This window comes from Tenebrionibacter intestinalis, assembly GCF_016632365.1.
Taxonomy (GTDB): Bacteria; Pseudomonadota; Gammaproteobacteria; order Enterobacterales; family Enterobacteriaceae; genus Tenebrionibacter; species Tenebrionibacter intestinalis.
In genome coordinates this window covers 42,696-57,012 of sequence record NZ_JAEPBH010000015.1, presented here as the reverse complement: position 1 = coordinate 57,012, position 14,317 = coordinate 42,696, and the positions used below count along the sequence as shown (strand labels likewise).

Genomic DNA, 14,317 nt, shown 5'->3' with positions numbered 1-14,317 from the left:
GTCTATTTTCAAAGGAAAATCGTGCTCGATAGAATTAAAGCGTGCTTTACCGAAAGCATTCAAACACAAATTGCGGCGGCGGAAGCCTTGCCGGATGCCATTTCCCGCGCAGCCACAACGCTGGTTCACTCACTGCTAAACGGCAATAAAATGCTTTGCTGCGGCAACGGCGCCGGCGCCGCCAACGCGCAACACTTCGCCGCCAGCATGATTAACCGCTTCGAGACCGAACGCCCAAGCCTGCCGGCTATCGCACTGAGCGCTGATAACGTCGTACTTACGGCAATTACCAACGATCGTCTCCATGAAGAGGTCTATGCCAAGCAGGTGCGCGCGCTTGGCAATGCCGGCGACGTGCTACTGGCAATATCCACGCGCGGCAATAGCCGCGAGATTATTAAGGCTGTGGAAGCGGCCGTCACCCGTGATATGACTATCGTGGCGCTAACCGGCTACGATGGCGGCGAACTCGCAGGCTTACTTGGTCCACAGGACGTTGAGATCCGTATTCCTTCCCACCGCAGCACACGCATTCAGGAAATGCATATGCTGACGGTAAACTGCCTGTGCGATCTGATTGATAACACGTTATTTCCACTACCAGGTTAATGAAAGGAGTATTCATGAAGGTACTGACGCCGCTGGCGGTTCTGATATCTGCGCTGCTATTACAGGGTTGTATCGGCGCCGCAATCGTCGGCACTGCGGCCGTTGCGACCAAAACGGCAACCGACCCGCGCTCTGTGGGAACCCAGGTTGACGATGGCACGCTGGAGCTGCGCGTTGATAATGCGCTATCCAAAGATGCGCAACTGAAGAAAGAGGCGCGTATCGGCGTAACCGCCTATCAGGGCAAAGTCCTGTTGACCGGCCAGGCGCCTACCCCTGAACTGGCTGAACAGGCTAAGAAAATCGCCCTGGGTACCGATGGCGCAGCCGAAGTGTATAACGAAATCCGCCAGGGCGAACCGATAGGTATTGGTACTGCCTCATCCGATACCTGGATTACCACCAAAGTACGCTCTCAGCTTCTGGCCAGCGATCGGGTAAAATCAACGAATGTAAAAGTGACCACGGAGAACGGCGAAGTATTTCTGCTGGGCCTTGTAACCAGCGAAGAAGGTAAAGCCGCTGCCGATATCGCCAGCCGAATAAGCGGTGTGAAGCACGTTACCACGGCGTTTACATACATCAAATAACGCATCACCGGTTACTCCCATACTAAAGCGCCCTGAGCGTTGAAAACGCAAAGGTAAGGGCGCTTTTTACAAACCAGCCACGCCACGCTGCAGCTTGTCCCACTTCGCCTGAGCCGCCCGCATGGCCTGCGCCTTTGTCGCGTAGACCGTGGTCAGCGCCAGCACGTTATCGGCGTCACCGGCCATGTATTCACCTTCGCGTGCTTCCTGCTCTTTTTTAGCTTTGGCTTTCCTGACCGGCTTTGCCTTCGGTTACGGCCTGCCGGAATACCTGAGCGCGCTTAATTCCGCCTGGCTGAATGAGTCCGCCACGTTGTTTCGCCGGAAGTATTACCAGAACGGTGCGCACGCTGGTTACATCATGTATGTGACCGACCCGGCGCAGAGCGCGACAGACGTCGAATCGCTACGCGAGGCGATGCGCAGCTCAAAAGGGCTGGGGAATTTCAAAAACCTGTTCTTCTACGCGCCCAATGGCAAACCGGACGGCATTAAAATTGTGCCATTGAGTGAAGTCGCCACTAAGGATGATTTTTTTAACATCAAGAAAGCCAGCGCCGCTGACCTGATGGACGCCCATCGCGTGCCGTTCCAGCTCATGGGCGGCAAGCCCGAGAATATTGGCTCACTGGGTGACGTTGAGAAGGTGGCGCGGGTCTTTGTGCGTAACGAGCTGTCAACTTTGCAGGACCGCTTCAGGGAGATTAACGACTGGCTTGGCATTGAGGTCATCAGGTTCAAAGAGTACACGCTCGACAACCCGGAATAACCACCACACAGGCCGCCATCATGGCGGCTTTTTCACACCCCGCCATTAAACCGCATTAGACGCCCCACACGCGCACCGACACACAACACCAGCCACGAACCGACAGCCACCACGACAGCGCCATCACGACGCGCTCAGACGTTATTTTTTAATAATGCGCACCACCTCTGGCGCGCAATGCTTTCCCCGCCACACCTGCCCGCTTAACGGGTCGGTTTTAATGCAGTTGCATGGTCACTCTGGATACGCGCCAGTGCTGGCGCTGCAGGGCCAGAACAGGCAAGCCCGGCGCATGCGAAAACATGCACCCGTTGCATGCATGACTGAATGCCAATGAATCAGGCAAACGAAAGCCCTTACATTATCGCTTAAAATTTGATAAACAAACTCGCATGGTGATAACTGCAATGGACGACTTCACTAATGACAGGGATCCCCGTTGGACCAATATCTGCAAGAGAAATCTTACACAGCAATATGCGTGACGCACGACTGCATGGCATGTCACGCAACATGGCAACACCGTCAACGTAGTATTGGTTTTATCAGAAAGTCAGGAATCGTGGGCCCTGGGACTATAAGCAATTCGACCCATACTGGGCCAACTTTGGTAATTTCAATTTTGGCGCAACAGGCACGGCAGCAGGCATACCGGCCAACATACTTCTGATGGGGGCCGGGTTCGCACAGTCAAGGGCTGGCACATCCAATCCGCTTTGGGGCAACTGGTATGACAAACCACCTTACGGCGATGACCCCACAGACCAGCGATTCATTCGTGAAGGAATTATCTATGCTCAACACCAGGGCTATTAGACACATACACTGCTGCATCACGCTATGTCTGGCATTGGTCACTGGGGGCTTTATTGTCATCAATTACAGTGACGACAACAGAAAAAATGACACACTACAGCATCGCTATGAAATAAATTCCGGTTTGTGGTTGTACATAACTGAAAACAGTAATGGCGGGGCTACTGTACCTGTCATTTATCGTTATTATTTATCATCCAGGCTTCAGGGCAGCGATAATGACATAACCAACCAGCTATTAACGCTAACTCCTTTTCTTGCAGGATATGGCAGCATCAGTGATGTCAAAATCCTGAGCACAGATAAAATAAAAATCTCATACAATGGACGGATTTTATTTCTGAATAATTCCACCACCTACAATGACAATAATAAAAACATCACTCTAAAAATTTCATACCTGATTGAGTAATGCCTAACGCCTCGCAAAGCTCGTTGTTCAACCTCGTCAGCGCCTGAAGCAAACTTCAGACGCCGACGGCGTTCTCGCTTAACTTCTTACAAGATTGAGCACTGAAACTGGCGAGCCGCTGGTCGTTTCTTCACAACCGCTCCGTTCCCATAGCAAAGGACGTTGAGGCGTTTGTGAAAACGAAAACTTCAGGGCGACTTTTCAACGCCAGCTATCCTCACGTTAGAACAACCCTGAAGACAATGAAACCCGACCTTCCTGACGGGCAAGCTGTACACGTTTTACGGCATACATTTGCGACACATGTCATGATTCAGGACGGGAACATTATTACCCTGCAGAGAATCCTGGGGTATGCAAACATCCAACAGACGATGGTCTATGCGCATTTTGCGCCAGACTATTTACAGGACGCCGTAACCCGGAACCCCCTGACAGGAGTGTCCATCCGATGACCACCAGTCAGGTCTAAATAAGTTTAATTAGTCGCAGGTTAATTACTTAACCTATTGATTAATAAAATACCCCCTTGTAAAACAAGGGGGGGTTATATGTCACCAGCTAACGCCTGCGTTAGCTTCGGTATAATTGCGTACGCTATTGCTAAAACCGTCTGGCGCGATATAGCCTTCACCATACAACGCAAAGCCGTTAATCAACTTAATGCGCGCGCCGCCGCCAACCGGGAACGCCAGGCCGAGAATGAGATTATACCCGGCCCCCACGCCGCCGGTCTGTTCGCCGTTATCAGTATTTTTCAGCCAGTTGCCCTGCGCATACAGACCGCCGCAACCACGTCCTGTCTCCGCTTCCACATTCGTCCAGCTTTTTCCCTTCTCCAGACTTATACCCATAGTAAAAACAGAACCCGAAATCAGCACAGAGGAAAGCGCCGCTGCTTTAAAGAAATTTTTCATTATGACAACCAAAAATAAGAAGCGCAGTCGTCCACTCGCGCTCCGCAAAGGAAAACGCCTGCCGTTCGCAGCGGCACGGCGTCGCTTAACAACAGGCAATACGAAGCGGGAGTGTAAAGTAATTCGTGCAGCAGGCAACCCGTATCAACAGGGCGTTGAGGCTGTGTTAACTCAACGGCCTAAACCAGAGGCATTACTGAGCGCTGGCGCTGCGCGCCATATCAAGTAATTTATCGGAGCGCAGAATCGTCACGCCGTCAGGCTGGGGTAAAAACGCGGCTTCGCGCAGGGCCAACGCAACGTCCTTTGCACGAATGGCCCGCCAGCGGCCGGGCATCAGACGAAAAAATGGCGCAAAGAGCGACTCGCTCAAACGCGGCTTCGCACGTCGCCCCAACAGCATAGAGGGCCGGGCAATGGTCAGCCGCGGCCAGTTCTGAGCGATAAGCGCCTGCTCCATTTTCCCTTTCACCCGGTTGTAGAATAACGGCGAGCCGGCGCTTGCCCCCATCGCGCTTACGACCAGCATATGCCGCGCGCCCAGCCTGCGCCCCACCAGGGCTGTGTCAATAACCAGCGTATAGTCGGCATGGACAAATGCCTGTTTACTCCCTGCGTCGCCGCGCGTAGTGCCCAGACAGCAGAACACAATATCAACCGGCCCCGTAACCGCGCCCAGCGCATCGCTAAGCTGGGGGTCGCAAGGGCTGATGACTTTCGCCATCGGCGGCAGCGGGTGGCGGCCCGGCGCAAAAATCCGGCTTACGCGAGGATCGCTGTTTAGCAAACGCAGCAGTTCACCGCCTACAAGGCCGGTCGCGCCAGTGAGCAATATCTGACTCATCACATCTCTCTTTCAGGAAAAGCAGTGCGTTAAGTATTTACGATAGCGCCTCACCGCGCGAACCGTCGGCCCTTTTACGCCGCCACAAGACCTTACTGCCAAAACCAAGCGTGTTATCGGTAAACTTTAATTCATCAGGCAGGATCTCCCAGACCGGTGCGGGCATCGTGCGCGCGATGGGAAAACGCCGCCAGTAAAGCTGGCGCTTTTGCGAGGCGTCTTCGCCGCTCAGAAGCCGCAGTTCGCCGCGAAACTGCACGCCGCGAATACGTGCTACGGTTTTGGGCTGCCCGTTAACCGTGCCGGCAACGCAGGCCCGTTCGCCGGCGATTTGCGCATGGCGCGTGGATGTATCGCTCAACAAATAAAAAGCGGCGCGCCCGGCGTCCCAGATATAGAACGCGTTAGCGCACCAGAAATCGTCACCGTTACTAACGCAATAGGTAATGACATGCTGTCGGTTAAGCCAGCGGCTTATGGTTGAAAGGGCATCCATTGCATCGCTCCCGTGTTTTTTTGAAGTTAAACGCAATCGCGCCGTGCCGCCAGCGCGCCGGCGTGATAAGGTGCGCTAACAGCCCCAATCAACAAAACAGCATGTCCGACTGGTCGTTATACATTATCCGAACCGCCCATAATCAGCTTTATACCGGCATTACGACCGATGTGGCGCGCCGCCTGCTTCAGCATCAGGCAGGCAAAGGCGCAAAAGCGCTGCGCGGCAAGGGGGATTTACGGCTGGCGTTCTGCCAGCCTCTGGGCGACCGCTCTTTGGCGCTGCGTCTGGAATATCGCATTAAGCAATTATCCAGAGCGCAGAAGGAGCGGTTAATCGCCGATGAAGCCGCGTTTACGGCGCTGCTGGAAAGCGTTAAAAATGGTTAAAGTGATCGGAATATTCTACCAGGCCGCCCACGCCGTTGAGCGCATCGTCGGCCAGTTTATGAATTAAAAAATAGGCCGCGGTATCCGGCCAGCGACAGCGCAGGCCATAGCGTGACGCAGGCTCAAAACCAAAGCGGCCATAAAGCTGCGGATCGCCAAGCGTCACCACCGCCGCATAGCCAAATTCATTGAGCGCATCCAGCCCTTCGTACACCAGATTACGCCCAATACCCTGCCCGCGCCGCGCGTCATCCACCGCCAGCGGCGCAAGGCCGACCCACTGTAGATCTTCGCCTTCAACGCTAACCGGGCTGAAGGCTACGTAACCAATCACCTGGCCTTCGTCATCCGTCGCCACAAGCCCAAGCGTTATCTGCCCGTCCTCACGCAAACGCTGAATTAATTCGGCTTCTGCATCGCCCTTAAAGGCGCGGCGTAGCAGGGCGTCGATACCCGGCGCGTCAATCGGAATTTCCACTCGAATTAGCATGGCTCACCTACCGAAGTTTCCTGTACCGCGCAAGCTGTTTTTAGCCCAGCTTCCACAAAAGCCGCCGCCTGCATAAGCAGCACATATAGCGGTTTAGGCATAGCTTCTGGTTCAATCGCATCCATAAGATTTTTAACATAAAGACCCAGCTCCGTATCGCCTTCAATGACCAGGCGGCGCTGGAAAAACAGCGTATCCGGATCCTGCTTACGCGCGGCAATCATCAGCAGATCGTGGGCGTCGGCGCTGAAGCTGACGTCTGCCTGCGCCGCTTCGCGCACGACAAGTTTGTTATCCTCAACCGATGTGAACCACAGCAAACCTAAATCGCGAACCTCAATACGCAGCCAACGCCCATTGAGGAAGTCGAGATCGCCTTCCTCCAGCGCCTGGCGAAACTGCCAACCCAGCAGTTGCTCCAGCGCCTGGCGCTTGAGCGCAAACGGCGCCAGTTGAAGCGGCATTCTCAACAGTGACGGTCCGGTACGTACCAGACGCGAACGCAGTTTATCCAACACGGGCATTACTCCCTGAAAAAAAGTCCGGGCTATTGTGCCACAACGTTTTACGTATATAGCGGCTAAAATCAACAATTGCACGCACAGAAAGCCAGCGTGCTCCCTTTTGATCAATACGCGATTAGCTGCCTCAAATCAAAAAGTGTCGCCAGAGGGTTAACTAAAATCACGCTTCGTTAACATTTTCGTCGCGTCACGCGCATAACGTCAGGATAGATTATGGAATTGCTTTGCCCCGCCGGTAACCTGCCAGCACTAAAGGCAGCCATTGAAAACGGCGCCGATGCGGTTTACATCGGTCTTAAGGACGATACCAACGCCCGCCACTTCGCCGGTCTTAATTTCAATGAAAAACGACTGCAGGACGCCGTAAATTTTGTTCGCCGGCATCATCGCAAGCTGCATATCGCCATCAACACGTTTGCGCACCCGGACGGCTACGCGCGCTGGCAGCGGGCGGTTGATATGGCAGCTCAACTCGGCGCCGATGCGCTCATTCTGGCGGATCTGGCTATGCTGGAATATGCCGCTGAGCGCTACCCGCACGTTGAGCGCCACGTCTCGGTGCAGGCCAGCGCCACCAATGAAGAAGCTATTCGTTTCTACAAAAATCATTTTGACGTGGCGCGCGTGGTGTTGCCGCGCGTGCTGTCTATTCATCAGGTGAAACAACTGGCGCGCGTTACGCCTGTGCCGCTGGAGGTGTTCGCCTTCGGTAGCCTGTGTATTATGGCCGAAGGGCGCTGTTATCTTTCTTCCTATCTCACCGGTGAATCGCCTAACACCGTAGGAGCCTGTTCGCCGGCGCGTTTCGTTCGCTGGCAACAGACGCCGCAGGGGCTGGAATCTCGCCTCAATAACGTATTGATTGACCGTTATCAGGATAGTGAAAACGCCGGTTATCCCACATTATGTAAAGGCCGCTACCTGGTTGATGGCCAACGCTATCATGCGCTTGAAGAGCCAACCAGCCTTAACACGCTGGCATTGCTGCCGGAGCTGCTGGCGGCGGGCGTTGTCTCAGTGAAAATAGAAGGGCGTCAGCGTAGCCCGGCCTACGTAAGCCAGGTCGCTAAAGTATGGCGCCAGGCCATTGACCGCTGCCTGGCCGATCCACAGCATTTCACGCCGCTTGCGTCGTGGATGGACTCGCTGGGCGCGATGGCCGAAGGCACGCAAACAACGCTGGGCGCCTATCACCGTAAATGGCAGTAGGAGAAACGATGAAATATTCCCTGGGGCCAGTGCTGTGGTACTGGCCAAAAGAAACGCTGGAAGCATTTTACCAGGCCGCCGCCGCCGGCAGCGCCGATATCATTTACCTTGGTGAAACCGTATGCAGCAAACGGCGCGCCACCAAAGCAGGCGACTGGCTGGCGTTAGCGCGCAGCCTGGCGGCTGCGGGCAAGCAGGTTGTGCTTTCCACCCTTGCGCTGGTGCAGGCATCTTCAGAAGTTAACGAACTTAAGCGTTATGTGGATAACGGCGATTTCCTGATCGAAGCAAACGATCTCGGCGTGGTAAACATGGCCGCCGAACGCCGCCTGCCTTTCGTTGCCGGCCACGCGCTAAACTGCTACAACGCGGTTACGCTGCGCCTGCTGCTCAGGCAAGGTATGACGCGCTGGTGCATGCCGGTGGAACTGTCCCGCGACTGGCTGATAAATCTGCTGACGCAGTGCGACGAGCTGGGGATTCGAAATCAGTTTGAAGTGGAAGTGCTGAGCTACGGCCATCTGCCGCTGGCGTATTCGGCACGCTGCTTTACCGCCCGCTCGCAGGACAGGCCAAAGGATGAATGCGAAACCTGCTGTATCCACTACCCTAACGGCCGGCAGATGCTGTCTCAGGAGCAGCAGCAGGTCTTCACCCTTAACGGTATTCAGACCATGAGCGGCTATGTCTATAACCTGGGTAACGAACTGCAATCCATGCACGGTCTGGTGGACATAGTACGCCTGTCGCCTGAAGGCCAGGAAACTCTCGCGACGCTTGAGGCCTTTCGCGCGAATGAAACAGGGGCCGCGCCGCTGCCGCTTACGGCCAACGCCGAGTGTAACGGCTACTGGCGCCGCGTTGCCGGGCTGGAGCTGGTGCAACGCTGACGTTAACGGGCAGCCCTCAGTTTAATGGCAAAGAGAACAATACCGGGGTTTTGTTTTCTTTGTCGTTATACGCTGATTCGCCTAATTTATTTTTCCGACATTTCGGGCTAAAAACGCACGTATCGGCGTTTATCAACGGCCTTCGGGCAGCCCGCCGGGGCAGACCTGTTTTATTCTCAGGTATTGGTGATAAGGGCATCCATCGCTGCCAGAATATCCCCCCTGTAATCACTCATATTGCAAACGAAATCCGCACGCTTAATTTTGCGCACATCCAGACAGGTAAGGGTTGGGGTGAAAATATACTACCCAGCGCCTTCAATACTTACCCGCGGTGTAATTCGGGTTTGACCCAAATGGCTACTCAACACCCGCAGCGCCGCCAGCCTTGTGGCGAGACTGTCATAAAAATCATTCTGAAGGATAAGTTAATATGGCCAGTGTGCGTTGCTCTTTGCCGAAGGTTTAGGGTACGCGTCGAATTGTCTGGCCACGCCTGGCTCCTTTCTTAAAGACCCCCGAAAAAGTCGTCATCTGTAATAGTGCCGACTTTTTCCATAAATGCGTTCATCGCCTGCATATCCGCTTTTTCTTGCTGACGCTTGCGTTGTATTTCTTCTATCGCCTGAGCAAGTAGCGCATCAAGAGTAGCCGACAGATTCATATCAAAGCTGCGAGCTTTCTCGACTAGCGCAACGCTGAGATATACGTTTGTGCTTCTTTTCTGGCCGTGGCGCGGGGCGGTTATTGTACTCATGGTCCTCTCCTTTGCGCACAGGTATGCGCATAATTGTGTTTATTACTGCACAAAAAGCAAACAAAACATCACACGCATGCCGATAAATCACCATGTAAATACGCTAAAATCTCGCTTTGATAACGGGAAGTATGCGCTATGAAAACCGCAGGCCAGCAGGGTCTGGCGAAATCTATGGCGCTGAAAAACAAAGTGAGTCACTATGTCTGATAAAATCGTCATTCCATTTTCCGTGCTGGATCTTGCTCCCATTACTGAAGGCTCCAGCGCCCCCGAAGCATTCCGCCGCTCGCTGGAGCTGGCTCAACTTGCCGAGAAGCGCGGCTACCATCGCTACTGGCTGGCGGAACACCACAATATGGCGGGCATTGCCAGCGCTGCGACATCGGTGCTGATTGGCTATCTGGCGGCCAATACCACAACGCTGCATCTTGGCGCAGGCGGCGTAATGCTGCCTAACCATGCGCCACTGGTCATTGCCGAGCAGTTTGGCACGCTGGAGGCGCTGTATCCGGGTCGTATCGACCTCGGGCTTGGCCGCGCGCCGGGCAGCGATCAGCGAACGATGATGGCGCTGCGCCGCAATATGCTTCATCAGGATATCGATAATTTTCCGCATGATGTAGCAGAGCTGGTGGACTGGTTCGACGCCCGCGATCCGGCAACGCCGGTGCGCCCGGTACCGGGGTTCGGCAGCAGACTTCCTGTGTGGCTGTTGGGATCAAGCCTGTACAGCGCTCAGTTGGCCGCAAAAATGGGTCTGCCGTTCGCTTTCGCCTCTCATTTTGCGCCCGATATGCTGCTTCAGGCTCTGCACCTTTATCGCAGCCATTTCCAGCCCTCTGCTCGCCTGCAAAAGCCCTATGTCATGGTATGCCTCAATGTTATCGCCGCCGACAGCAACCGCGACGCGCAATACCTGTTTACCTCTATACAACAGGCGTTTGTAAAGCTGCGCCGCGGCGAAAGCAGCGAGCTGCCGCCCCCCGTTGAAGACATCAACCGTTTCTGGAGCCCGGCTGAGCAATATGGCGCACAGCAGGCGCTGAACATGTCGCTGGTGGGAGACAAAGCAAAAGTACGCCACGGTTTGCAGGCTATCCTGAACGAAACACAGGCAAACGAAATTATGGTTAACGGCCAAATTTTCGATCATGAAGCACGCCTGCGCTCTTTCGAGCTGACAATGCAGGTATGCGAGGCGCTACAGGCCTGAGGTAAGCGTCAGAAGCGGCTCAGCGATTCTATCGCAACCGCTTTAAACTCGGCAAAATCCCGGCTGTCCCGTAGCCGGGACATGACTCTTTCTCGCAAAAAGGTAACAAACACGTCATAAATCGCCATCGCTTCTTCATATTCGCGCTTACTGATGGCCAGCAGAAAGATGACATAAGCCACTTCATCGCCCCACTGTATCCCCTGCGGCGCCAGTACGGTATACACCACGGTGCGCTGCGCCAACAGACCAAGGGAGTGCGGCAGCGCAATGCCTTCGCCCAGCATGGTGCTGACGATAGCTTCGCGCTCCACAACCGACGGCAGAAAATCGCTGTCAACATAGCCCTCAGCCTGTAACTGCGCGCACAGCTCATTAAATAATAACTGCTGCGTCACAGGCTTATCGATAATGCGAAAATGCCCGGCATCGAAGTACTTTTCCAGCATCCAGGGGCGCGTGCGATCCACCAGCACCAGTTTACCAATCTGGTCAAGCTGATAGTCGGTTGGAAATGGCGACATCACCACTACCGGCTTATCTTTTTCACTTACGCGGGCAGTGGAAATAACAAAGTCTTCCTCAACCTCTTCCAGTTGTTCATACTCGCGCAAAGAGATGATACGCATGATCTCCAGTTGCGGATATTTACGCAACAACATCGCCTGGATCATACGTACCGTGGAATTGCCGGTGTCACACACCAGCAGTACGTGCGGCTCGCGCCGATAACCGATATTGTAATGACGCTCCAGCCCAACGCCGATATGCAATACCAGAAAACCCACCTCATTTTCGCTGATGGTATACGGCGTGTATTTTCCCCAGCTCGACACCGCCGCCAGCGTCATATCCCAGGCAAGGGGATAATGCTGCTTGATATTCGCAAGCAGCGGATTGGGTAGATTAATTTGATAACGCACCCGGGTAATCATTGTCTTAATGTGGGTGAGCAGGTCAGCGTGCAACTGCTCATCAGCGAGCAAGTTGTAGTTAAAATGGGTGTTGATATAACTCAGTATGTAGTTCACCAGCGCTTCATCGTCGTCAGCGCTAATGGCGCTTGGCGCAACTTCCTGAATCTGGCGTGCGGCAATATGCACCCGTAACCAGTTCTCCTCCGAGGCGGACAGCGGCTTTCCGGCCAGGCTTTGCAACGCGTGCGCGATATCGCGCGCCGCGTCGCGCACGTTATCATCCACGTCGTCAGCGCTAAATCCGGACAGCGGATACCCTTCACGAATGCGCCGCACCGCTACAGCGCAATACAAACAGATAAATTGCTCGCCTTCGTCGGTCATACGAATACGGTAACGGCTAAAGCAGTCATGAACTATTGCCGCCATCTGCTGTGGCCCGCCATCGCCCAGCACGCCTTCAGTCAGGAGAGGGTTTTCACTCTCTTCAAGCCAGATCTGCCACAGTAAATCAGTAAGGCTGGCGCGAATGGACATTTCGTTGCCAAAGAGTTTCATACCGTAACGCGGGCGAGTTTCAATGGTCAGGTTGTAGCGGTTAAACCACTCACGCACTTCCGCCATATCATTTTGCAGCGTCGCGCGGCTAACGAACCATTCTTCGGCCAGGTCCTCAAGCTTGAGGGAAAACGCCGACGTCAGAAAGCGCACCAGCAGATATTGCACGCGCTCAGGGCCGGTACGCGGCGTGCGTAGCTGGCGCTGCGGCGACTCACGCAGCGCCTTGTAGCGAGAAGGATCGTGTACCTTAAGCTGATAACCCGCGCCGCGGTTGAGTACAAATTGCGCCCCATGCCGCTGCAAAAGCGCGTTAAGCGCGGCGATATCGGTGCGAACGGTACGGGTAGAAACAGAGAGCCTGCGTGCCAGTTCATCCTGCGGCAGCGTTTCATTTTGCAATAGCTCAAACAGGTGAGCCAGGCGTTGGTTGGGAAATTGCAACTCTGCTTCCTCTACTTAACCGCTTACTTCAACAGCGTAATAACCATCTGCGAAGGGCTGCCCACTGGAGTAAATTCTCCGGCAGGCGTTAATTTACCGCAATCACGGGCAACGCTAAAACGAGTAATATTGTCGCTGCGCTGGTTCATGGCGTATAACCAGCGCCCGTCCGGCGTTAACGTTATCGTGCGTGGATAATCGCCTCCGGTCCAGACTTCATCCTTAAACACAAATTCGCCATCGCTGCCAAGCGTAAAGTGGGAAATGCTATTGCGCAATCGGTTAGCGATGTAAAGATTTGTACCTCTGCTGTCCAGCGCCAGGCCTGCAGCAAAGCTGGTGCCTTTATAGCCCGCAGGCAGTGAAGATACTGTTTTACCTTCCGTCAGCGTGCCTTTTTTACCATCAAGCTTATAGCCCGTCAGCGTTGAAGCCTCTTCATTAATCAGCCATAGCGCATCGCCTTTGGGCGTAAACACAAAGTGGCGCGGCCCGGCGCCTGCGGACGACGCGGCAATAAACGGCGGATCGTTCGGCGTGAGTTTGCCGGTTTCATCATCAAAGCGATACTGATAAATCCGATCCAAACCCAGATCGGTGGCAAACACAAATTTTCCCTGCGGATCGGCGGCAATCATGTGCGCATGCGGCCCGTTGTGATCGCTGGCGGCAAAACTACCTTCTACCGCCGCTGCGGGCTTTGCCGCTCCCGGCTCGCCTTCATGCTGCTGTATATCGCAGGCCTCCCCCAGGCTGCCGTCTGCTTTTACCGGCAAGACTGCAACAGAGCCGCTGGCGTAATTTGCCGCCAACAGGTAGCGGCCATTGGGCGTCAGCGATAAGTAAACCGGCCCATCGCCGCCGGACGCAACCTGATTTAGTATTTCCAGCTCGCCGCTGTCCTTCACGCGCAGCGCCTGAATCACGCCGTTCTTCGCTTCACTGGCAAGGTAGAGCGTTTTGCCGTCAGCGGAGGCCGTTAGCTGAGCGGCGTCAGGCAGTGAACTGACCAACGTTCGCTCAGTCAGCGCCCCGGTTTTCAGATTCAACTGAAAGCGATAAAGCCCCTCTCCGTTAGGGTTGTATGTGCCGACCCAGGCATAATATTTTTGCGCCGCCAGCGCTGAACCCGCGCAGGTAGCCAGGGTAAGCGCCAGCAGAGTATGTTTCAGTGCCATGTTGTATCCTCCGTTTTACGCACACTGCACAGGAAATAAACCGAAACGATAGCGTGTCTGGCAGCAAAAGGCCACGCGGGTCATTAAAGGTTGTTAATCAGATCAGGCAGACGCACGCGTCTGAAAAAGAGAGCGCTTCACTCCAGCGCTGGGCGCAAAACGACTTCATGATTGCAGGCATACCGGTTTTACCGCGTCACTACAGCGCTGGGCGCGCGCAGGCAGGCGTAATATGTCGCCATTGCGGGTCGGATAACGTTTTTGCGCAAACGAACACAGGGCCGCCCGCTCA

At 54.5% G+C, this 14,317-nt stretch carries 15 protein-coding genes and 4 pseudogenes; 10 read left to right on the top strand and 9 right to left on the bottom strand.

The features are described from left to right. The first annotated feature begins 21 nt into the window (after window positions 1-21). Both diaA and dolP read left to right on the top strand, forming a co-directional pair. Window positions 22-609 (top strand): DnaA initiator-associating protein DiaA, encoded by a 588-nt coding sequence (gene diaA, locus JJB97_RS07455; protein WP_238713399.1) that lies wholly within the window; start codon window positions 22-24, stop codon window positions 607-609. 14 nt (window positions 610-623) lie between these two features. Next, window positions 624-1,199, top strand: coding sequence for a division/outer membrane stress-associated lipid-binding lipoprotein (gene dolP, locus JJB97_RS07450; protein WP_238713398.1), 576 nt, complete (start codon window positions 624-626; stop codon window positions 1,197-1,199). Window positions 1,200-1,274: 75 nt separating this feature from the next. Here the strand turns inward: dolP and JJB97_RS07445 are convergent. Next, window positions 1,275-1,451, bottom strand: a pseudogene (locus JJB97_RS07445) (phage late control D family protein); the annotation flags it as partial. Window position 1,452: 1 nt separating this feature from the next. Here JJB97_RS07445 and JJB97_RS07440 point away from each other — a divergent pair. The 4 genes and pseudogenes from JJB97_RS07440 to JJB97_RS07425 form a co-directional block, all read left to right on the top strand. After that, a pseudogene (locus JJB97_RS07440) lies at window positions 1,453-1,968 on the top strand (phage portal protein); the annotation flags it as partial. A 597-nt stretch (window positions 1,969-2,565) separates the two neighbouring features. Then, window positions 2,566-2,784 (top strand): annotated as a pseudogene (locus JJB97_RS07435) (polymorphic toxin type 44 domain-containing protein); the annotation flags it as partial. Next, window positions 2,699-3,196, top strand: a complete 498-nt coding sequence (locus JJB97_RS07430) for a hypothetical protein (protein WP_238713397.1) — start codon at window positions 2,699-2,701, stop codon at window positions 3,194-3,196. The pseudogene JJB97_RS07435 and the gene JJB97_RS07430, both read left to right, overlap by 86 nt. Window positions 3,197-3,369: 173 nt before the next feature. Beyond that, window positions 3,370-3,651, top strand: a pseudogene (locus JJB97_RS07425) (tyrosine-type recombinase/integrase); the annotation flags it as partial. 99 nt (window positions 3,652-3,750) lie between these two features. Here the strand turns inward: JJB97_RS07425 and JJB97_RS07420 are convergent. The 3 genes from JJB97_RS07420 to JJB97_RS07410 form a co-directional block, all read right to left on the bottom strand. Continuing rightward, the gene (locus JJB97_RS07420) at window positions 3,751-4,113 is read right to left on the bottom strand and encodes a YfaZ family outer membrane protein (protein WP_238713396.1); all 363 of its coding nucleotides are present in this window, start codon (window positions 4,111-4,113) and stop codon (window positions 3,751-3,753) included. A gap of 193 nt (window positions 4,114-4,306) precedes the next feature. Continuing rightward, complete coding sequence (locus JJB97_RS07415) at window positions 4,307-4,957, bottom strand: Rossmann-fold NAD(P)-binding domain-containing protein (protein ID WP_238713395.1); 651 nt, start codon at window positions 4,955-4,957, stop codon at window positions 4,307-4,309. Window positions 4,958-4,994: 37 nt separating this feature from the next. After that, window positions 4,995-5,453 (bottom strand): YhbP family protein, encoded by a 459-nt coding sequence (locus JJB97_RS07410; RefSeq protein WP_238713394.1) that lies wholly within the window; start codon window positions 5,451-5,453, stop codon window positions 4,995-4,997. Between the two features lie 101 nt (window positions 5,454-5,554). Here JJB97_RS07410 and JJB97_RS07405 point away from each other — a divergent pair, with 101 nt between their 5' ends. Next, window positions 5,555-5,842, top strand: coding sequence for a GIY-YIG nuclease family protein (locus JJB97_RS07405; protein ID WP_238713393.1), 288 nt, complete (start codon window positions 5,555-5,557; stop codon window positions 5,840-5,842). On the opposite strand, the gene JJB97_RS07400 is transcribed toward JJB97_RS07405, so the two are convergent. Beyond that, window positions 5,829-6,332, bottom strand: a complete 504-nt coding sequence (locus tag JJB97_RS07400) for a GNAT family N-acetyltransferase (RefSeq protein ID WP_238713392.1) — start codon at window positions 6,330-6,332, stop codon at window positions 5,829-5,831. The two genes, JJB97_RS07405 and JJB97_RS07400, sit on opposite strands and share 14 nt — an antisense overlap. Continuing rightward, window positions 6,326-6,850, bottom strand: a complete 525-nt coding sequence (gene ubiT / locus JJB97_RS07395; protein WP_238713391.1) for a ubiquinone anaerobic biosynthesis accessory factor UbiT — start codon at window positions 6,848-6,850, stop codon at window positions 6,326-6,328. Before ubiT ends, JJB97_RS07400 begins: the two co-directional genes overlap by 7 nt. A 219-nt stretch (window positions 6,851-7,069) precedes the next feature. Here ubiT and ubiU point away from each other — a divergent pair, with 219 nt between their 5' ends. Further along, window positions 7,070-8,065 (top strand): ubiquinone anaerobic biosynthesis protein UbiU, encoded by a 996-nt coding sequence (ubiU, locus tag JJB97_RS07390; protein WP_238713390.1) that lies wholly within the window; start codon window positions 7,070-7,072, stop codon window positions 8,063-8,065. A gap of 8 nt (window positions 8,066-8,073) precedes the next feature. Further along, window positions 8,074-8,955, top strand: coding sequence for a U32 family peptidase (locus JJB97_RS07385; protein ID WP_238713389.1), 882 nt, complete (start codon window positions 8,074-8,076; stop codon window positions 8,953-8,955). Window positions 8,956-9,463: 508 nt separating this feature from the next. Here JJB97_RS07385 and JJB97_RS07380 read toward each other — a convergent pair. Further along, window positions 9,464-9,712, bottom strand: a complete 249-nt coding sequence (locus tag JJB97_RS07380; RefSeq protein WP_238713388.1) for a type II toxin-antitoxin system CcdA family antitoxin — start codon at window positions 9,710-9,712, stop codon at window positions 9,464-9,466. 202 nt (window positions 9,713-9,914) lie between these two features. On the opposite strand from JJB97_RS07380, the gene JJB97_RS07375 reads away from it, so the two are divergent. Next, window positions 9,915-10,928, top strand: a complete 1,014-nt coding sequence (locus JJB97_RS07375) for a luciferase-like monooxygenase (protein WP_238713387.1) — start codon at window positions 9,915-9,917, stop codon at window positions 10,926-10,928. 8 nt (window positions 10,929-10,936) lie between these two features. On the opposite strand, the gene JJB97_RS07370 is transcribed toward JJB97_RS07375, so the two are convergent. Both JJB97_RS07370 and JJB97_RS07365 read right to left on the bottom strand, forming a co-directional pair. Beyond that, window positions 10,937-12,847, bottom strand: coding sequence for a BglG family transcription antiterminator (locus tag JJB97_RS07370; protein ID WP_238713386.1), 1,911 nt, complete (start codon window positions 12,845-12,847; stop codon window positions 10,937-10,939). Window positions 12,848-12,870: 23 nt separating this feature from the next. Further along, window positions 12,871-14,025 carry a lactonase family protein gene (locus tag JJB97_RS07365; protein WP_238713385.1) on the bottom strand — a complete coding sequence of 385 codons (1,155 nt, stop codon included), beginning with the start codon at window positions 14,023-14,025 and terminating at the stop codon, window positions 12,871-12,873. Between the last annotated feature and the right edge of the window lie 292 nt (window positions 14,026-14,317).